General features: G+C 72.7%; 17 protein-coding genes. 6 read left to right on the forward strand and 11 right to left on the reverse strand.

The window, feature by feature from the left end; genetic code table 11:
- Positions 1–83 precede the first annotated feature (83 nt).
- The 8 genes from QSK45_RS11635 to QSK45_RS11670 all read right to left on the reverse strand — a co-directional run bounded on the left by QSK45_RS11635 (position 84) and on the right by QSK45_RS11670 (position 10359).
- Positions 84–1715, reverse strand: coding sequence for an ATP-binding cassette domain-containing protein (locus QSK45_RS11635; protein ID WP_285555848.1), 1632 nt, complete (start codon positions 1713–1715; stop codon positions 84–86).
- On the reverse strand, positions 1712–3463 hold the full coding sequence (locus QSK45_RS11640; protein WP_285555849.1) for an ABC transporter ATP-binding protein/permease: 1752 nt from the start codon (positions 3461–3463) through the stop codon (positions 1712–1714). The genes QSK45_RS11635 and QSK45_RS11640 overlap by 4 nt, the downstream gene beginning before the upstream one ends.
- Entirely contained in the window at positions 3460–4722 is a 1263-nt protein-coding gene (locus tag QSK45_RS11645; RefSeq protein WP_285555851.1) for a cytochrome d ubiquinol oxidase subunit II, read from the reverse strand. The genes QSK45_RS11640 and QSK45_RS11645 overlap by 4 nt, the downstream gene beginning before the upstream one ends.
- Complete coding sequence (locus QSK45_RS11650) at positions 4715–6082, reverse strand: cytochrome ubiquinol oxidase subunit I (RefSeq protein WP_285555853.1); 1368 nt, start codon at positions 6080–6082, stop codon at positions 4715–4717. The genes QSK45_RS11645 and QSK45_RS11650 overlap by 8 nt, the downstream gene beginning before the upstream one ends.
- Positions 6083–6384: 302 nt before the next feature.
- Complete coding sequence (locus QSK45_RS11655) at positions 6385–7254, reverse strand: LysR family transcriptional regulator (protein ID WP_285555855.1); 870 nt, start codon at positions 7252–7254, stop codon at positions 6385–6387.
- 168 nt (positions 7255–7422) lie between these two features.
- Entirely contained in the window at positions 7423–7998 is a 576-nt protein-coding gene (locus tag QSK45_RS11660; RefSeq protein WP_285555857.1) for a Dps family protein, read from the reverse strand.
- A 482-nt stretch (positions 7999–8480) separates the two neighbouring features.
- Positions 8481–8924, reverse strand: coding sequence for an SsgA family sporulation/cell division regulator (locus QSK45_RS11665; protein ID WP_285555860.1), 444 nt, complete (start codon positions 8922–8924; stop codon positions 8481–8483).
- A 190-nt stretch (positions 8925–9114) separates the two neighbouring features.
- Positions 9115–10359 (reverse strand): MFS transporter, encoded by a 1245-nt coding sequence (locus QSK45_RS11670; RefSeq protein ID WP_285555862.1) that lies wholly within the window; start codon positions 10357–10359, stop codon positions 9115–9117.
- A 167-nt stretch (positions 10360–10526) separates the two neighbouring features.
- Here QSK45_RS11670 and QSK45_RS11675 point away from each other — a divergent pair, with 167 nt between their 5' ends.
- The 6 genes from QSK45_RS11675 to QSK45_RS11700 all read left to right on the forward strand — a co-directional run bounded on the left by QSK45_RS11675 (position 10527) and on the right by QSK45_RS11700 (position 15358).
- Positions 10527–11516, forward strand: coding sequence for a pirin family protein (locus QSK45_RS11675; RefSeq protein ID WP_285555863.1), 990 nt, complete (start codon positions 10527–10529; stop codon positions 11514–11516).
- A 44-nt stretch (positions 11517–11560) separates the two neighbouring features.
- Positions 11561–11899: a GNAT family N-acetyltransferase gene (locus QSK45_RS11680; RefSeq protein ID WP_285555865.1), complete on the forward strand. Its 339-nt coding sequence runs from the start codon at positions 11561–11563 to the stop codon at positions 11897–11899.
- 541 nt (positions 11900–12440) lie between these two features.
- A complete protein-coding gene (locus tag QSK45_RS11685) occupies positions 12441–13412 on the forward strand; it encodes an alpha/beta hydrolase (protein ID WP_285555867.1) in 972 nt (323 codons plus the stop codon).
- A gap of 18 nt (positions 13413–13430) precedes the next feature.
- A complete protein-coding gene (locus tag QSK45_RS11690) occupies positions 13431–14150 on the forward strand; it encodes an alpha/beta fold hydrolase (RefSeq protein WP_285555869.1) in 720 nt (239 codons plus the stop codon).
- Positions 14151–14523: 373 nt separating this feature from the next.
- Positions 14524–14850 (forward strand): hypothetical protein, encoded by a 327-nt coding sequence (locus QSK45_RS11695; RefSeq protein ID WP_285555871.1) that lies wholly within the window; start codon positions 14524–14526, stop codon positions 14848–14850.
- 229 nt (positions 14851–15079) lie between these two features.
- Positions 15080–15358, forward strand: a complete 279-nt coding sequence (locus QSK45_RS11700; protein WP_285555873.1) for a hypothetical protein — start codon at positions 15080–15082, stop codon at positions 15356–15358.
- 42 nt (positions 15359–15400) lie between these two features.
- On the opposite strand, the gene QSK45_RS11705 is transcribed toward QSK45_RS11700, so the two are convergent.
- The 3 genes from QSK45_RS11705 to QSK45_RS11715 all read right to left on the reverse strand — a co-directional run bounded on the left by QSK45_RS11705 (position 15401) and on the right by QSK45_RS11715 (position 18458).
- Positions 15401–16390: an alpha/beta hydrolase gene (locus QSK45_RS11705; protein ID WP_285555875.1), complete on the reverse strand. Its 990-nt coding sequence runs from the start codon at positions 16388–16390 to the stop codon at positions 15401–15403.
- A gap of 155 nt (positions 16391–16545) precedes the next feature.
- Entirely contained in the window at positions 16546–17601 is a 1056-nt protein-coding gene (locus QSK45_RS11710; RefSeq protein WP_490993549.1) for an AraC-like ligand-binding domain-containing protein, read from the reverse strand.
- A 308-nt stretch (positions 17602–17909) separates the two neighbouring features.
- A complete protein-coding gene (locus QSK45_RS11715; protein ID WP_285555876.1) occupies positions 17910–18458 on the reverse strand; it encodes a TetR/AcrR family transcriptional regulator in 549 nt (182 codons plus the stop codon).
- Between the last annotated feature and the right edge of the window lie 92 nt (positions 18459–18550).

The raw sequence follows: 18550 nt of genomic DNA on the forward strand, positions 1-18550 counted from the left end.
GATCTCCGCCTTTCAGCCGGTGCGCTTTCCGGACACACCGTGTCAGTGCGCAACCGGCCGCCGCATCGCGTGAATCCATGAGATCAGGGGTGCGGGGCCCGGTGAACGGCGGCGGCGAGGCCGAGGGGGACGACCGCGGTCGGAGTCCGGTCCAGCAGGTCGCGGTGCTGCTCCTGGAGGGCGATCACCACCGCGGTGTCGGGCAGCGCCCGGGGCAGTGCGGCCAGCAGCGCCTCGGCGGTGGGACGGTCCAGACCGGCGGTCGGTTCGTCGAGCAGCAGGACCGCAGGGCGCCTCAGCACGGCGCGCGCGGTGGCGAGGCGCCTTCGCTGCCCCTGGGACAGCAGACGCCCGCCGGGGCCCACCGGGGTGTCGAGCGGCAGGGCCGGGAGGGCGACCACCTCCAGTGCCCTCCGGAGGGCGGCGGTGTCGGCCGACGGCGCCGCCTGACGCAGATTGGCCGCCACCGTCGCGTCGGCCAGCCAGTCGTCGGCCTCGACCAGGGTGACGGTCTCGGCGACGGTCCGGGCCGACAGGTCCCGCACCGGCGTGCCGTCGAGGAGGACCGTGCCCGCGGGGGCCGGCAGACGACCGGCGAGTTGACCGAGCAGCGTCGATTTCCCGCTGCCGTTCGGGCCGGTGACCAGGACCAGACCGGGGCCTTTCAGGGTCAGGGAGAGGCAGGTGGACGATCCCGGGAGTGGGAGACCTCTCGTCTCCACGGAGCGGGCGGCCGGCCGTCGCGGGCCCGCGGGCCGTTCCTCGGCGGCGAGCGGCGCGAGGCGTCCGGCCGCGTCGCCGGCCTCGGCCAGATGCCGCAGCAACCGGGGCATGCTGTCCAGTAGCTCCCACCCGGCGGCCACCAGGAGCACCTCGCCCACCACGACGGCGATCGGCTGCGCGGGAGCGGCGCTCAGGGCCGTGCCCAGCACCGTCGCCTGGCCCAGGGCGCCGAGAAGACGCAGCGCCAGACGGCCGAGCCGCTCGGCTCGGGCAGCGGCCCATTCGGCGGACTCGACAGCCGTCATGGCGGTGATCGCCGCCCGTTGCGCCTGCGGAACGGCCTCCAGGCACCGCAGTTCCTCGAAGGCGGCCCGGCTGCCGAGCAGCACGGTACGCAGAGCGGTCCTGGCCTCGGTGGCCGTGGCCAGACGAGCTCGCGCCAGACGGTGGGACCGCCGGGCGCAGGCGAGGCCGGCCGCCCAGACGGCCAGTTCGGCCACCCCCAGGAGCGGCATCGCCCACAGCAGCAGGATCTCCACCAGACACGCGGTGGTGACCGCTGCCGCGAGGGGTGCGAGGACGTTGGGGGGCAGGCCCGCGACGGTCTCGACATCGGTGGTGAGCCTGGCGAGCAGTGCACCGTCGCGTAGGCCGCGCAGCTCACGGGTGGGAAGGCGGGCGGCGCCACGGGACAGCCGAGAGCGCAGCTCCACGGAGGCGGTCAGCAGCGTCCGGTGGTTGACGAGGCGTTCGAGGTAGCGCAGCCCGGTGCGGGCCAGGGCCAGTGTCCGCACGGCACCCGACGGATACATCCAGGACCAGGTGGTGTCGGCCCGGAGGGTGACCACGGCACAGGTCGTCAGGAACCACCCGGACACACCGAGCAGCGCGGCGCCGCCGACTTCGCCGGCGATGGCCAGCAGCACGCCGGTCACCAGGGCGCGGCGCGGAGCCGCCGTACGCAGCAGGCGCCAGGTGCCGGTCCGGCTCATCGGGCTCTCCCGTGGTCCAGCGTGATGATGTCCTGCGCCAGCGGCAGCAGTGCCGCGCTGTGGGTGGCGAGCAGGACCGTACGGTCCCGGGTCAGTGTCCGCAGCGCCGACAGGACCCGGTGTTCCGCTTGCGGGTCGAGGTGTGCGGTGGGTTCGTCAAGACACAGCAGGGGGGCGTCCCGCAGCAACGCCCGGACGAGGGCCAGTTGCTGGGACTGACCGGAGGACAGGCCGGTGCCGCGTTCGCCGAGGGGGGTGTCCAGTCCCCGCGGCAGCGAAGTCAGGAGGTCTCCGAAGCCGAGGGAGGCGACGGCGTCCAGCAGGTCGTGGTCGCTTGCGGTGGGCCGGGCCAGGAGGAGGTTCTCGCGCAGGGTGCCGGGCAGCAGGTGGGCCGGCTGGCCCACCCAGGAGACTCGGCTGGGATCGGCGGGGACGGCCCGTGCGTCCAGCAGGTGGAGCGCGCGCCCGTCGTCCGGGGCGGCCAGCCCCGCCGCGACGGCCAGCAGCGTGGACTTGCCCGCCCCGCTCGGTCCGGTGACGGCCAGGCACCGGCCCGGTGCGACCCGCACGCTCACGCGGTCCAGGGAAGGTTCCTCCCGTCCCGCGTGACGGATCGTGACGGCCTTCAGGAACACACCGGGCGGCGCCGGGGTCCGTCGTGCCGGCCGGACCGGGTGGGCGGGGGGCGGCGCGTACGCGTCGGCCGCGTCGGCCGCGTCCAGGATCGCCGCCAGCAGTTCCACGGCGGCACTCGCACGGGCGCGGGCGTGATAGCCCGCGGCGAGGTCCCGGGCCGGAGCGAAGTAGGCGGGTACCAGGACGAGCACGAACAACGCGGCGGACAGGCTCATGTGGTCCGGCACGACCGGCAGCCGCAGGTAGGCGAGCAGGACCAGGCCGCAGTAGGTGGCCACGACCGCGAGGGTGCCGGTGATGAGCAGCTCGACCCACGCGGTCGACAGGAAGGCGATCCGGAGCACCTTCTCGGTACGACGGGCGACCTCGCGGTCGTCCTGGGCCACCGAGGCGGCCGCCTCCTCGTGTGCGCCGAGTCCGACCAGGGTGGGCAGTCCCCGCAGGTGGTCCAGCAGCCGTGACTGGTGGGACCGGATCGCGGCCAGTTGGGCGGCGACGGCGGTCCGCGTGCCCAGGCCGATGACCTTCAGGTTGGCCGGCAACAGCGGGGTGGCCGCCAGCACGAGCAGAGCGGTGAACCAGCTGCGGCACACGATCGCCACCAGGATGATGCCGCTGCCGAGCAGCATGGTCGTCCGCGCGGGCACATAGCCGGTGAGCCAGCCGGTCAGCTCGTCCACCTCGCCGTCGACGGCCTGGACGAGCTGTGCGTCGTCCAGGCCGGTGCGAGCCGGTCCGTGGCAGGGCAGCGCCGTCCCGACGAGCCGACGGCGCAGGGTCTCGCGCACGGTACGGGCGCCACGTGCGGCCGCCGTGTCGCCCGCCGCCAGCAGTCCGGAGCGAAGGGCGACGCCGGCCGTCACGAGGAGGGCGGGAAGGAGGAGGACGGTCCACGGCCGCGGGTTGTTATTCAGCGTGGACAGGCCGCGCTGGGCGCCCCAGGAGAGCCCGCCCGCCCACAGGACGGTGCCCAGCTGAGCCGCGCCGCGCAGGACCCCCGCGCGGCGCAGCTCGGGCCCGGCGACGGCCGCCCAGGACTTCAGCCTGGCGGGGACCGGGTCATCGGCCCGGTCCGCCGCCAGTTCGTCCAGGAGTACGGCGGTGGTCCTCACGAGACGGTCTCCGCTTCGGTGTCCGCGTCGAAGTACCCGGCGCGGCGGTCGCGGCGGTCGCCGGTGATCCAGGCGGCCAGTGCCGCGCAGCCCAGCACCGTGACGCCGATCGGGCCGATCACCGGGGAGACGCCGCCGAACACGTCCTGGGAGAGGGCGGTGGCCACGATGCCGAGCATCACCAGCAGGACGCGTCGCGCCACCGTCCGCAGAGGGCCGGTGGACGAGGGCGCGGCCATGGGGGACTGGGCCCGGGTGGGCAGCGGCGGCAGGGGGCTCTCCACCGGATCGGCGTACTTGCCCCGGAAACTCCGCCAGGCGTAGATGTTGTAGGCCAGCACGAACGGCATGCACAGGCCGACGCCGAGGACCAGGAAGAGCTGCGAGGAGTGCGGGGCGGCGGCCTGATGGACGCTCAGGCCGGGTGGCACCACGACCGGCAGGGTGAGGACCGCCAACCCGGCGAGCCCGCAGCCGGTCATCGTGGCCACGGCGGCGAACGGGCGCCAGTCGGGACGGCGACCGAAACCGGACCAGGCGACGGCACCCGCGGCGACGGCGGCGGCGACGGCGAGCCAGAACAGCACGGCCCGAACCGGCTGGCCGAGGTGCAGCTGCTGCGGGTCGGCGCTCGGCAGCCCCAGCCCCAGGACGACGGCCATGACCGCGGTGACCAGCAGCAGGGACCGTCCGGTGCGACGCACACCCGTCCGCGCCCGGCCTTCGGTCTTGTCCTGGAGCCAGGCGGCCCCGGCCAGCAGGTAGACGGCGACCAGACCGAGGGCGCACAGCACGCTGTAGGGGCTGAACCAGTCGAGGGCCGCACCGTGGAAGGTTCCGTTCCGCTGGTGCGGGCCGGTCAGTACGGCGCCGAGGACCAGTCCCTGGCACACGGTGGTGGCGAGGGACGCCCCGCCGAACAGCAGCGCCCAGCCGCGTCGGTAGCCGCCGGCCGCGCTCTGCATCTCAAGGCCCAGGCCGCGCAGGATGACGGAGAAGAGCATGACGATCAGCGGCAGATAGGCCCCGGGCACCACCACGGCGTAGACGCCGGGCAGACCGGCCCAGAGCACGACACCGACCAGGATGATCCAGCTCTCGTTGGCGTCCCAGGCGGTGGCGACGATCTCGCCGTACTCCCTTCGGCGTTCCGGCCGGGCCGCCAGACTGAGCATGCCCACCCCGAGGTCGTAACCGTCGAGGACGACGTACATACCGAGCGAGAAGAGAACCAGGGCATAGCCGGCGTACTCAAGCAACGAGGGCCTCCGATGCGTCGGGCGAGGCGGGGCCGGTGGGCAGAGCCTCGGGTCCGGCCTTGACCGTACGGACGATGTAGCGGGCCCAGATGGCCAGCAGGGTGACGTAGAGCAGGACGAAACCGGCCAGGCTCGCGGCGACTTCGGGGGCGGTCAGACCGGAGGCGGCGTCGGCGGTGCGCAGTTGGCCGTACACCACCCAGGGCTGGCGGCCGGTCTCGGCGACGATCCATCCGCCGGTGATGGCGATGATCCCGGCCGGGGTCATCCACACCATCCACTTCAGGAAGCGCGGGGAGTGGAACAGGCGCCGTCGGACCCGCAGGACCACGCCCGCGAAGGCCGTTCCGAACATGAGCAGTGCCGTGAAGTACATCGCGCGGAAGCCGTAGAAGGTGGTCCACATGTTGGGGCGTTCGGCGGGTGGGGTCTGCAGCAGTCCGGGTGTCGTCCTCGTGCCGCCGAGGTCCTGGGCGATGACCGAACCGAGACGGGGAATCTCGACGTGGAAGCGGTTCTCGCCCTTGCCCGTGTCGGGGATGACGAGCAGGTTGTAGCCGTTGTTGTCGCTCGTCCAGTTACCTTCGAACGCCTCGAGTTTGGGGAGCTGGTGCTCACCCATGAAGCCCGCGGTGCCGTCGCCCACGTACAGCTGTACCGGCATCAGAACACCGAGGACCCCGAGGGCGAGGGACAGGCAGCGGCGGGCCATCGGCTGCGCCTGGACGCGGTTCTTGACGAGGTACCAGGCGGAGATGCCGCCGACGAACCAGGCGGCGCTGATCAGCACGGCCAGCAGCATGTGCGGGAAGCGGTGGGCGAAGGCGGGGTTGAGCAGGATGCGGGTCCAGTCCGCGGCGTGGAACTGACCGTCGACCTTCCGGTAGCCGACCGGGTCCTGCATCCAGCTGTTGGCGGACAGGATCCAGGTGGTGGACAGCAGGGTTCCGAAGGCGACCATCCAGCTGGCCAGGGCCATGGTGCGCGGACGGATCCGCCCGTCCCCGTAGAGCATCAGGCCGATGAAGCCCGCCTCCAGGAAGAAGGCGGTGATCACTTCCATGCCGATGGTGACCCCGATGACCGGCCCGACCGCGTGGGCGTACGTGCCCCAGTTGAGGCCGAACTCGAAGGTCATCACCGTGCCGGCGACCACGCCGAGCCCGAAGCCGACGGCGAAGATCTTCTTCCAGAAGCGGAAGATCTGCAGATACAGGGGATCTCCCGTGCGTACGTGGACCGTGTACGCGACGGCCAGGAGCACGGAGAGCCCGACGGTGAGCGCGGGAAAGGTCATATGGAAGATCGCGGTGATCGCGAACTGCCACCGGGACAGTTCGACGACGGTGGGCGAAGCCATGGGTACTCCCGGGGAGCGGCGGTTGACGGGGCGTGCCGGGCCCCTGGGGCCTCGCCGGAGGCGGGGGCCTACCGCGTGAGCGGACAGGGCGCGGCAGCCGAGCCGGCCGGACGCGGTCGGCGCACGGCGCACCGACACGCTAGACGGCCACCGGCAGGCGGGAATTGTCTGCGAGCGCCCGTGTACTTGCCCGCCGCTGCACACCTTCGGCCCGTCCTGGTGCGGGGCGCGTCAGCCGGGCGGCCACCCCGGCGCCCGGACGGCGATCCGCCGCACCACGGCGTCGGCCGTGCCCGGTGGGCTCAGCCGATGTGCCGCAGGAGCGCCGCGACCGCTGCCGGCGGCCTGCCGGGAGGGTGTACCACCATGACCTTCCACGTCGGTGCGTGCCGGGCGAACCGGTACGTCGTCAGATCGGGGAAGCGGTCGGCGATGGAGAGGGGCATGACGCAGACGCCCAGGTCGTTGCGGACCAGTTCGGAGGCGGCCACGATGTCGTTGACCTCGAAGGTCGTGGTGCGGTCGACGCCGGCGGCGCGAAAGGCCCGGTCGACCGCGTCGCGGATCGCCCAGCCGGGGGTGAAGTCGACCAGAGGCAGCCGGGCGATCTCTTCGGGGTCGATGGTGCCCTCGGGGGAGCGCGCGCCGAGGTCCCGCTCGGGTGAGGCCACCAGGACCATCTCCTCGCGGGACAGCAGCCGGGTCGTCAGCCCGCGCTGCTGTTGGCGGTCGAGCGCCACCACGGCCAGGTCCACCGTTCCCTCGCGCAGGGCCTGCCGGATGTCGGCGACCGCCGCCTGGCGCAGGTGGACCACCACGTTCGGGTGCTGCGCCCGCAGCGCCGCCAGCGCGTGGTGCAGCCCCGCCCAGACACCCTGCATCGTGCCGACCGTCACCCTGCCGCGCAGTTCCCCGCGGGCGGCGTCGACCGCCTCGCGGGCCAGTTCGGCGGCGCGCAGTGCGGCTCGTGCGGCGGGTACGAACGCCTCCCCGGCGGGAGTGAGCGCCACGCGGTGCGTCGTCCGGACGAACAGGGGGGTGCCCAACTCGCGCTCCAGGGAGCGGACCGTCCCGGAGACGGCGGACTGGACCACGTGCAGACGTCTCGCCGCCGCCGTGAACCCGCCCGCGTCCGCCACCGCGAGGACGACTTCCATCTGCCGGAGATCCATCATCCGCTCCCGGTGACGCGGCGCCCCTCCGATCAGGGCGGCGATCTTCGCCGCATGATATGCGGACGGGCGCGGGCCGACGCCGGCCATCGGTGAGGACGGGCCGGCGGCGCGACCGGCTGCGCCGCGTCGGCCCCTCCCGTTCCGGCGTCGGCGGCCCTCGCCGTGCTAGGCGCGGACCAGCGGTGTGTCGACCAGGTGCTCGGCCAGGAACCAGGACTGCAGTTCGCCGGTGCGGACGACCTGTGAGACCAGCAGGTCGTTGGTGCCGTCGTCACCGAGCTCGGCGGTTCGGGCGGCTGCGTCATGGGCGTCGGTGAGGATCGTCTCGTGGGCCTCCAGCAGCCGCGAGAGCATGGCCGGGACCTCCTCCACACCGTCCGGCGGGCGCGGAACCGACGTGATCTCGGCTGCGTGCCGGGGATCGCCCACGGCGACGCCGCCCAGCGTCTGCACGCGTTCGGCGAGGGTGTCGACGAGTTCCAGTTGTTCTCCCGCGTGCTTGTCCAGAAGCAGGTGGAGCTGGTAGAAGGTCGCGCCACGCATGATCCAGTGGTGCTTCTTGTAGAGGCCGTAGAGCATCTGGGTGTCCGCCAGGACCTTGTTCAGACGCTGGCAGGAGTACATGCGCGCCTCGTAGGACAACGCGATGGGGAACTGCTTGACGGTTCCGAACTCCTGGATGACCGCGCCCTTCTGATGCAGCCATGGCTGGCTGCTCGTGGGCGTGGAACTGGTGGTCATGGCGCGCCTCCTGCGATGCCGTGCTGTGTGTACGCGATCGACGCTAGGGGCTGGGCAGGGGACGAGTTGCCCGGGAGCGCACGCGCAGGCGCCCGTCAGCGCACCGTGCGTCCTGCCGGTCGACCGGCGTGCGCTCTGGGGACGGCCCCCGTGCACGCACAGGCAGACGGTGCCGTGTCACTGCCCTAGCCTCGCTGCCCGGCGGTCGGTCGGAAGGCCGTGGCAGGGGTGCGCCGCAAGACGGTGACGAGAAGAGGGACACGAGCATGCGCGAGCGGACGGATGCCGCCCTCGTCGGCCGGGTCACCGACGGCCCGGCGCACCCTGGCCGACCGCCGCGGTGTGGTACCGGCCACCGGCGGCGGGCCGGGGCCCTCGTGGCCGGTCTCGCCACGACGCCGCCACCGCACCGACCGGGTCGCCACGGCGGCCGCCTCGCGCACGCCTCGCGGGCGGAGGGGCGGCGGCGCGGGGGCGGCGTGTCATTCGCGACCGGCCGTGAGCTGTTCGGCGACGCGGTCGAGATCGATGTGGTGGTTCTCGGTGCCCGGCGGCACCAGCGCGTCCGCCCGGCGCAGAAAGTCCGTGACGGCGGCGGTCGCGACATCGAGGACCGCCGTGCCCTTCCGGGGCATGAGGAGGACGCGGACCGTGGCCGGACGGCACCGGCGCCGCGGGAACACGACCACGTCCCCGGCCCCCGCGAGCCCGCGCAGTCCGTCCGCGAGGAGCGACCGAGCGAAGACCCAGTCGACGGAGGGGGCCGAGGGGGCACCCAGCGACAGGCATACGGCGTAAGGATCCGTCACGGTGTACCGGAGTTCGGCAGGGAGCGGCACCGGCCGTTCGGCGGCCACGGTGACCAGGATCGTCGTCCTGACGACGATCGAACTCTTGTCCGCGGCACCGGAAGAAGGGTGTCTCATGCCGCCCCCTGTCTGCGATGGTCTCGTACGGCTGTGTTCGCCGGCCCGGACGCCGACGGTCCGGGGCGCTGACGACCGTACGGTGGGCCCGGGGGCGCGGATTGCCGAGGAGCGCACGAGGCATTGTCCGGAGAAGAACTGCGCGGCCGCCCGACGCGCCGTGTCCCGCGACAGCCGTCGGCGTGCCCTGTCATGCGGCGTCGAGGGCGGGGGCCCGGTCCGCCTTGCGGCGTTCGGTGAGCCAGTACAGGAGCGCCACGACCGGCAGGGCCGCGCCGAGGACCGTCAGCGCCGGCCAGCCGCCCGCGTGGTAGGTGAGCGAGCCGAGCTGGGAGCCGAGAGCGCCACCGAGGAAGAAGGTCGCGATGAAGGCGCTGTTGAGGCGGGCACGGGCATGGGGATCGAGCTGGTAGATGGTGTGCTGGCCGAGGATCAGGGTGGTCTGGACGGCCATGTCGATCAGGACGGCGGCGAGCGCGATCAGGACGATGTGGTGCCGGCCGGCTCCGGCGAGCGCGAAGGCCAGCGCGGCGAGGACGAACGCGGCGCCGGTCATGGGCCGGGTCAGCCCGCGGTCCGCCCAGTGTCCGGCCAGCGGGGCCACGGCCGCGCCGGCCGCTCCCACCAGGGCGAACACGCCGACCCCGACGGGGGAGTAGCGGAAGCCCGGACCGGTGAGGACGTACGAGACGGTGGTCCAGAAGGCGCTGAACGCGCCGAACATCGCCGCCTGGTAGAGGCCGCGACGCAGGAGCGCGGGATGGGTGCGGACCAGCTGGACGGTGGAGCGCAGCACGTGGACGTAGGGGACGGTCGTGGTGGGCGCGTGCTGGGGCAGGGCCGCGCGCAGGGCCAGAGCGAGTACGGCCATCAGCACCGCCGAACCGAGGTAGACCACGCGCCAGCCGGCGACGTCGGAGACCAGGCTGCTGAGGGTGCGGGAGAGCAGGATGCCGGTGAGCAGACCGCTCATCACCCGGCCGACGGTCCGGCCGCGGGCATGGTCGGGGGCGAGGCTCGCCGCGAAGGGCACCAGGATCTGGGCGACGACCGACGTGGCGCCGCTGACCAGGGAGGCGATCAGCAGCACGGGGAAGTTCGGGGCGAGGCCGGCCGTCACCAGGGCGACCGCGGTGACCGCGAGCAGTGCGCCGACCAGGCCGCGCTTCTCCAGTCGGTCGCCGAGCGGGACCAGGAAGAGCATGCCGATCACATACCCGACCTGGGTGAGGGTGATCAGCCAGCCGGCCGCCGCCGTACTCGTGTGGAAGACCTCGCGCAGCGAGGAGAGCAGCGGCTGGGCGTAGTAGAGGTTGGCGACCGTCATACCGGAGGCCACGGCCAGCAGCGCGATCAGCCGGCCCGGCACACCCGGCTCGGTTTCGGCGCGGAGCGCGCCCTGGGTCGAGGGCCGCAGGTCGGATGACTGGGACACGAGGAACCTTCTTCGGGACGGGGAGCCGGTCGGTCCGGCTCGGGAGGATGCCTGATGGGACAAGCGCTGGAACGCCCCCGTCGCTTCCCCTCCCGTCACGATCGTTCGGGATATCGGTCATCTCTGTCGGAGATGACCGGCATACAGGTGATGGAGAGGAAGCGATGATGAGCGGTGCCGAAGCGAGGCCGGGGGAAACGCGGTGCGACGGATCGGCGGACGGCGGGCAGCCGGACGGGAGGCCGCAGGTCGACGTACTGGCCGCACGCGACGTGCCCCTGGGCGGCCCGCGGGCGATGACCGTGCGCCGCACGCTGCCGCAGCGTACCCGGACCCTGATCGGCGCGTGGTGCTTCGTGGACCACTACGGCCCCGACGACGTCTCCGAGACGGGCGGCATGGACGTCGCCCCGCATCCCCACACGGGCCTGCAGACGGTGAGCTGGCTGTTCAGCGGGGAGATCGAGCACCGCGACAGCCTGGGCCGCCACGCCTTCGTGCGGCCCGGCGAGCTGAACCTCATGACGGGCGGGTACGGCATCTGCCACTCGGAGGTCTCCACCTCGCGCACCACCGTGCTGCACGGCGTCCAGCTGTGGGTGGCGCTGCCCGAAGAACACCGGAACGCCGCACGGGACTTCAGGCACCACGCACCGGAGCCCGTACGGACCGACGGGGCCGAACTCAGGGTCTTCCTCGGCTCCCTCGTCGGCGTCACCTCTCCGGTGCCGACGTTCACGCCCCTGCTCGGCGCCGAGATCGTGCTCCCGCCGCGCGGAGTCCTGAGGCTCGCCGTGGAACCCGGATTCGAGCACGGCCTCCTGATCGACCGGGGCGACGTCCGCCTGGCCGATGTCCTCCTGCGCCCCGCCGAGTTGGGATACGTCCCGCCGGGCCGCGGCACCCTGACACTGACGAACGAGTCGGACATCACCGCACGCGCGGTCCTGCTCGGCGGAACTCCCTTCGAGGAGGAAATCGTCATGTGGTGGAATTTCATCGGCCGCAGCCATGAGGACATCGCGAAGGCCCGGCTGGAATGGGAGGAATCCTCCGACCGCTTCGGCGCTGTCGAAGGGTATGCCGGAGACCGGCTGCCCGCCCCCGTCCTGCCGAACGCCGTCATGGCACCGCGCGGGAATCCACCGCGCCACTGACCCGTCAGAAGCGTCAGCGACCCTTTTCGAATGAAAGGCATTCCATGAACCAGCCCTCCACCGCGCCCACCGTCGAGCGGATAGACGGCAAGAACCGCTACGAAGTCCTGGTCGAGGGGAAGCGGGCAGGACTGACCGCCTATCGCGACCGCGGCGACCAGCGCGTCTTCTACCACACGGAGATCGACGACGCCTTCGCCGGACAGGGCCTCGCCGCGGTCCTGGTCCGGGCGGCGCTCACCGACGTGCGCGCCTCCGGGAAGCGGATCGTGCCCGTTTGCCCCTACGTGGCCAAGTTCCTCAGGAAGCACGAGGAGTTCACCGACATCACCGACCCGGTGACCCCCGAGGTCCTGCAGTGGCTGGACACGGAACGGGGCTGACCGCCCGCGCCTTTCGAGCCGGCCGCCGTACCCGGCGGCCGGCTCGACGGCCTGGTGGGTGTCGACGGAGACGGATCCCACCGGCGGGGCGCCGGTCGATTCCCGCAAACGCGCCGACGAGAGGTCGTTGTCGCGAGGGACAAGGCGCGAGGACGCACGGCTGCCCACCCAGAAGGGCCGGTTCGTCGCCGGGATCGACCGGCCGGGACACCTGGATGCCGCCTTCGTGAGAAGCGGGGTCGCCCACGGCCCGCTCCGGGCCGCGGACCGTACGGCGGCCCGTGCCGTGCCGGGTGCGGGGGAGCCTGGCCGGCAGCAGGGGACGGCCCCCGGTTTCGCGCACCCCGCCGGCCGGGCTCTCGGACCGGGGACGCCGGAACGGCCCTCGTACGCTGCGGGGACATCAGAGGTGCGCTGGCGGACAACTGGAGCGCGCACATCGCCTTTACGGTGACGGACACCGGTGCCGGAGTGCCCAGCACAACGATCCGGGGCGACGCCGGAACGACCGGCGTATCCGACGAGTTTTCAGGAGTTCCACGTGTCTCATTCCCCGGAGCCGGTGCAGCCGGTGCTCGAACCCGAGGCAGCCGCGTTCGCGGAGGCGACCGCCAACCCGCCCTACCTCTTCGACCTGCCCCCGGCGGAGGGCCGCAAGGCCGTCGAGGAGGTGCAGTCCGGAGAGACCGAGAAGCCGGCGGTCGACGAGGAGTGGATCACTGTTCCGGGCGGGCCCACGGGCAGCGTCCGTGCCCGCGTCGTCAAGCCCGTCGGCGCCGGGGGCACGCTGCCGGTGATCCTCTACATCCACGGCGCGGGCTGGGTGTTCGGCAGCGCGCACACCCACGACCGCCTGGTGCGCGAGCTGGCCGTCGGCACCGGCGCCGCGGTCGTCTTCCCCGAGTACGACCTCTCCCCCGAGGCCCGCTACCCGGTCGCCATCGAGCAGAACTTCGCCGTCGCGAAGTGGATCGTCGAGCAGGGCGCGTCGAAGGGCCTGGACGGCTCGCGGCTGGCCGTGGCCGGCGACTCGGTCGGCGGCAACATGACGGCCGCGCTCACGCTCATGGCCAAGGAGCGCGGCGGCGTCCCGCTGGTCCAGCAGGTGCTGTTCTACCCGGTCACCGACGCGAACTTCGACACGGCGTCCTACCACCAGTTCGCCACCGGCTACTTCCTGCGCCGCGACGGCATGCAGTGGTTCTGGGACCAGTACACGACCGACGAGAGCGAGCGCGCCCAGATCACCGCCTCACCGCTGCGCGCCACCACCGAGCAGCTCAAGGACCTGCCCCCGGCGCTGGTCATCACCGGCGAGGCCGACGTGCTGCGCGACGAGGGCGAGGCCTACGCGACCAAGCTGCGCGCGGCCGGCGTCCCCGTCACCGCCGTCCGCTTCCAGGGCATCATCCACGACTTCGTCATGCTCGACGCCCTGCGCGGCACCCACGCCGCCGAAGCCGCCATCACGATGGCCGTCCGCACGCTGCACGCGGCCCTGCACACCGCCTGACCGGGAGACAGCACAGACATGACCACTTCCAAGCCCACGGTCGTCCTCGTCCACGGCGCTTTCGCCGACGCGGCCAGCTGGTCCGGTGTCATCACGGAACTGCACAGTCACGGCATCCCCGTGATCGCGCCGCCGAACCCGCTGCGTGGCCTGGCGGCCGACGCCGCGTACGTCGCCTCCGTGGCCGCCCAGATCGACGGCCCGGTCGTGCTGGTCGGTCACTCGTACGGCGGCGCGCTGATCACCGTGGCCGGTGTCACGGAGAACGTCGTCGGGCTCGTCTACGTGGCCGCCTACATCCTGGAGGAAGGAGAGAGCCTCGGCGAGCTGCAGGGCCGCTTCCCCGCGTCTCCGCTGGTGAGCAACCTCAAGCAGTGGACGTACCCGGTCGCGGGCGGTGACCCCGCCGTCGAGGTCACCATCGCCGAGGACGCCTTCCCGTCGGTCTTCGCCGCCGACGTGCCCGTGGAGGTCACCGAGGTCCTCGCGGCGGCGCAGCGGCCGCTCGCCGCCGCGGCCTTCGAGGAGACGGCCTCCGCCGCCGCGTGGCGGACCAAGCCGTCCTGGGCACTGGTGGCCGGCGCGGACAACGCGATCAACCCGGAGGTGGAGCGTTTCGCCGCGAAGCGGGCGGGGGCGACCGTCGTCGAGGCCGAGGGCGCGTCGCACGCGGTCGCCGTCTCCCGGCCGAGAGAGGTCGCCGACCTCATCCGCGAAGCGGTACGCGCGACGAGCTGACCCGGCGGCCGGGAAATCCCCGGTCACGACGACCGTCCCCGCGCGCGGGGACGGCCCGCCGAACCGTGCCCGCCGTGCCCTCGCGTCACGCGAGGGCACGGCGGGCGTTCGTGTGCGGAGAGGAAAGGGCACCAGCACGTCCGGCGGAGCGGCCCCCGTCGACCCGTGGGACTCCTGCGCGCGACCGCCTGCCGGCCGGTCTGTCGTGAAGCGGCGCCGAGCGGCCTCCCCTCCGTCCGCCGGTGCCTGCCGGTCATCCCGGGAGTCCTGGCGCGTCCTGACGCTCGTTCGTCCTCGCGGTCTCCCGGCACTGGACCACTGGCCGTAGGGGCCGTTCCGGGCCTTCCCGGGCGGCTGCCGCCGGCCTGGGCGTGTGCCCGAAGAGAAGTACCAGCTGTACGACCTGCTGCGGCTTTTCGCCCGGGGCCGGCTCTCCCGCGAGGAGACGCCCGCGGAGCGGGAGGAAGCCGACGACAGGCTGCGCACCTGGCTGCTGGAGACGGCGGTGGCCGCCGGTCGCTGGTACAAGCCCGAGTACGGGGCGCCGCCGCCCTCCTGGCAGGGACCGGTCCCGTTGGAGAGTGCCGAGCAGGCCCGCGCCTGGCTCCAGGACGAGGCCCCTGCCTGGCTCGCCGCGCTGCGCGGCGCCGCCGACAGAGGCGAGCACGCCCGGTTCGTGGACGTTGCCCGTGCCATGTAATGGTTCTGCGACCTGTGGGTTTTCTGGGGGCACTGGCCAGAGGTCTTCCGCTTGTCCAGTCAGTCCGCTGCCGCTCCCGGAGAACCGTACCTGCGGGCCTTTCACCTCGACTGCTACAGCTGCGAGCGCGCACTGGCGCCTCGGTGAGTTCCAGGCGGTCGCGGACAGGTCGCTCGCCTCCGTCGACCTGTCGGAAGACACCGGGAACTACGAGGTCTGGCCCCGGGCCATGCGTCTGTACGGACTGGCCCGGCGTCTGAGCGGCCGTGCCGAGGAGGCCCTGACGCAGCACAAGCGCATCATCGCCTTCCTCGACGCGCCCGAGTGCCCGGTGAGCGGGCACGTGGCCGACGTCTTCCGGGCCCGCGCGACCCAGGCCATCGGGCTCGACTGCGCCGCGCTGGGGCGGTGGCGGGAGGCTGTCGACCACCATCGCAGCGCCCGGGTCCAGTCCCACCGGATCGGCCTGGCCGCGCGGAAGCTCCTGGACGCGCTCCCCGCCGGCTGAGAGACGCCGCTGTGTTCGTGCAGGTCCACCGGAGCGGGGGAATCAGAGGAGTCGCCGGTGCAGGGCGACGTGCACGGTGTCGAGGACCTGGGTCAGCGCGGCGCGGGCGGTGTCCGAGTCCCGCAGCGGACGGAGCCCCATGAAGCCGTGAACCGTCCCGTGGTAACGCATCGAGACCACCGCGACGCCGGCCGCGCGGAGCCTCGCCGCGTACGCCTCACCCTCGTCCCGAACCACGTCGGCCTCGCTGGTGACCACCAGCGCCGGGGGAAGTCCGGCGAGCTGCTCCAGCGATGCCCGCAGCGGGGACGCGGTGGCCTCGCCGCGCCGCCGTACGTCGGGGAGGTACTGGTCCCAGAACCAGCGCATGGTCTCGCGGTCGAGGAAGTAACCCTTGGCGAACTCCTGGTACGAGGGGGTGTCGAAGTCGGCGTCCGTGATCGGGTAGAGCAGCACCTGCTGAACCAGGCGTACTTCTCCGCGTTCCTTGGCGAGCAGGGTCAGCGCCGCCACCAGGTTGCCGCCCGCCGAGTCGCCCACGGCCGCCATCCGGCTCCCGTCCAGGCCGATCTCGCCGCCCTGCTCGCAGATCCACTTCGCGACCGCGTAGCACTGCTCGACGGCGACGGGGTACCGCGCCTCGGGGGCGCGCTCGTAGTCGACGAACACCACGGCCGCGTCGGTACCGAGGGCGCATGCGCGCACCAGGTGCTCATGGGTGCGGGCGTCGCCCAGGGACCAGCCGAGGCCGTGCAGGTACAGCACGACGGGCATCGGGCCGACGCTGTCGACGGGCCTGACCACCTGCACCCGTACGTGTCCGGTCGGCCCGCCCGACAGTGCCAGCCACTCCGTGGAGGTGGCCTCGTGGTCGAGAGGGTCGTGCCCTCCGTGCAGTCGGGCAAGGTCCCGCCTCGCCCGTTCGAGGTCCGGGTCATGCGTCGACGGCGGGCAGGAGTGCTGGGCGACGAACGCTCGGGTGGGTCGGTCCAGGACCGGCTGCCGCACGGACGAAGGGGCGAAGTCGGTCACGCGCTCTCCTGCCAGGAGGGGTCAAGGGGCCTGAATGCAAGGGTTGTCCGGCGCGCCGGATACCCGGTCGATCAGCGCGCCCGGTGCCGCGCGCGCCGGGCCGGGGCAGTGCCGCTTCGCGCGTCGGCCGGCCTGTACGGCCTTGAGCGGGCACCCTACCCGCTGTACGGCGGGAGGCCGGCACCGTGTGCACCGGCGGTGGCCACCGGGCCGGTGCCGGGCGCGGACGTGCCCACCGGGGAGCTTCCGCCGTCGTCCTGGGCGGTCCGCCGGCCGCGCCACTCGCGCGGGGAGACGCCATAGGCGGCGCGGAAGACCCGGCTGAAATGGGCGGGGTTGACGAAGCCCCATCGCTGGGCCACGGCGGACACGGTGGGGACCGTCCTGCCGCGGCGGGCCAGCTCTCGGCAGCACTCCTCCAGGCGGCGCTGCTGGATGAACCGGCTGACGGTGATCCCCTCGCCCTCGAAGAGCCGGTGCAGGTACCGGAGGGAGATCCGGTGTGTCCGGGCGATGCTCTGCGGCGACAGGTCCGGGTCGCCCAGGTTCCGGTTGATGTGGTCGCGGACTCGCAGCAGCAGATTGCCGCGGGCGGTTTCCGGCTCCGTGGCGCCCGTGTCGGTTCGCTCGGTGATCAGGGTGGCGAACAGGTCGACCACATTGCCGGCCAGCCGGTCCGCGACGGCCGGCGGGTAGGCGTCCGCCGAGGATGCCAGTGTGGCCAGGAACGGCAGCAGTACCGCACCGAAACCGTCCCCGGTGCCGATGGCGTTGCCCGTCACCTTCCGGAGGTCGGCGTCCGGTACGCCCAGCATGCGGCGGGGCAGTTGGAAGACGTGCGTGGCGAACCGCCCCGGGTAGTCGAAGGAGTACGGCCGGCTGGTGTCGTACACCACGAGGTCGCCCTCGTCCACGTCGGCCCGTCGGCCGTCCTGGACGCAGGTGGCCGTACCGGATACCTGGACGCTGACCGCCACCAGCGGCGTGGACGAGGCGGCGATCAGCGTGGGAGTGCGGCTGATCCGGTTCGGGTCGGCCTCCATGGTGGAGACCTGTAGAAAGCCGAGGCGGTTGGTGGCGAGCCGGCCGTCGAACGGACCGTCGCCGCGTGGGGTCACGGTCATCGGCACCAGGGTCCTGCTCACCGCGTCGTTCCAGTAGGCCACCTTGTCCCGGTCCAGCACCGAGGCGGTCGTCAACACCAAGCTCAACTCTCTCTCCCCTCAGGGGAAGTGACTCCGGGTTACCGCCGGCGGGAACAGGCGAACGGCCACGGCCTCCCAGGGCAGCGGTGGCCTGGGCCCCCACAGGTCCGGAGGGCTCGGCATGCGGACAGCGACTTCACCGGAGCGCAACCGGGCCGCTTCGGCGGGGCCCGGGTTCCCGCCCGCAGGGACAAGCCAAGCAGCGGACCGCCGCGTCCTCCAGGCAGAAACGCAGGCAGAACTCATGGGGGAGGGCGGCAGTGTCCGGTGCCGGGCAGTGCCCGAGCGGGGCCCCGTTCCGAGAGGGGCGCGAGTCAGGGGCCGGCCGGGGGCCGGGGGAGTGCGCCGGTCAGGGTGAGGGTGACGAGGCGTGTGGCGAGCTGCTCGTCGAGCGGGGCGCCGCTGACGAGGGCGCGGGTGAACAGGGCACCGCTGATGGCCTCGATCACGAGGCCGGGGTCCGTGTCCGGTGCGAGTTCGCCGCGCTCGACGCCCCGGCGGACCATGACGGCGCCGCGTTCGAGGCGCTCGGTCCAGTAGGGGAGGCGGCGGTCGGGCAGGGTGTCGTCGCGTTCGACGCTCAGCCGGAGCAGCGCCTCGCCCTGGGCCGTCGCGAGCAGTCGCGCGAGCGTGCCGAAGTAGGCGGCGAGGTCGTCGTGGACGTGTCCGGTGTCCGGCACGGGCATCGCCGCGTCGAGCTGCTCGGTCAGTGCTTCCAGGATCAGGTTCTCGCGCGTCCCCCACCGCCGGTAGACGGAGGTCTCGTGGACGCCGGCGGCGCGGGCGACGGCACCGACGGTCGTCCCGGCGAGCCCGCGTTCCGTCAGGACGTCCACCGTGGCCGCGAGGACGGCGGAGCGCATGCGGGCCCCTCGGCGGCGCAGGGGCGGTGCGTTCTGGTCGGACGAGGCCATGGTCCACCCTAACGCAAGGTGACTTGCTTTACCCGAGGGGC

Source organism: Streptomyces hygroscopicus subsp. hygroscopicus, from assembly GCF_030269125.1.
GTDB classification, from domain to species: Bacteria; Actinomycetota; Actinomycetes; order Streptomycetales; family Streptomycetaceae; genus Streptomyces; species Streptomyces hygroscopicus_C.

What these genes read in the sequence shown, in the direction of transcription:
- QSK45_RS11635 (WP_285555848.1), bottom strand. Translation starts at nt 1,715, where the DNA reads ATGAGCCGGACCGGCACCTGGCGCCTGCTGCGTACGGCGGCTCCGCGC.
- QSK45_RS11650 (WP_285555853.1), bottom strand. Translation starts at nt 6,082, where the DNA reads ATGGCTTCGCCCACCGTCGTCGAACTGTCCCGGTGGCAGTTCGCGATC.
- QSK45_RS11655 (WP_285555855.1), bottom strand. Translation starts at nt 7,254, where the DNA reads ATGGATCTCCGGCAGATGGAAGTCGTCCTCGCGGTGGCGGACGCGGGC.
- QSK45_RS11660 (WP_285555857.1), bottom strand. Translation starts at nt 7,998, where the DNA reads ATGACCACCAGTTCCACGCCCACGAGCAGCCAGCCATGGCTGCATCAG.
- QSK45_RS11665 (WP_285555860.1), bottom strand. Translation starts at nt 8,924, where the DNA reads ATGAGACACCCTTCTTCCGGTGCCGCGGACAAGAGTTCGATCGTCGTC.
- QSK45_RS11675 (WP_285555863.1), top strand. Translation starts at nt 10,527, where the DNA reads ATGAGCGGTGCCGAAGCGAGGCCGGGGGAAACGCGGTGCGACGGATCG.
- QSK45_RS11680 (WP_285555865.1), top strand. Translation starts at nt 11,561, where the DNA reads ATGAACCAGCCCTCCACCGCGCCCACCGTCGAGCGGATAGACGGCAAG.
- QSK45_RS11690 (WP_285555869.1), top strand. Translation starts at nt 13,431, where the DNA reads ATGACCACTTCCAAGCCCACGGTCGTCCTCGTCCACGGCGCTTTCGCC.
- QSK45_RS11700 (WP_285555873.1), top strand. Translation starts at nt 15,080, where the DNA reads ATGCGTCTGTACGGACTGGCCCGGCGTCTGAGCGGCCGTGCCGAGGAG.
- QSK45_RS11715 (WP_285555876.1), bottom strand. Translation starts at nt 18,458, where the DNA reads ATGCGCTCCGCCGTCCTCGCGGCCACGGTGGACGTCCTGACGGAACGC.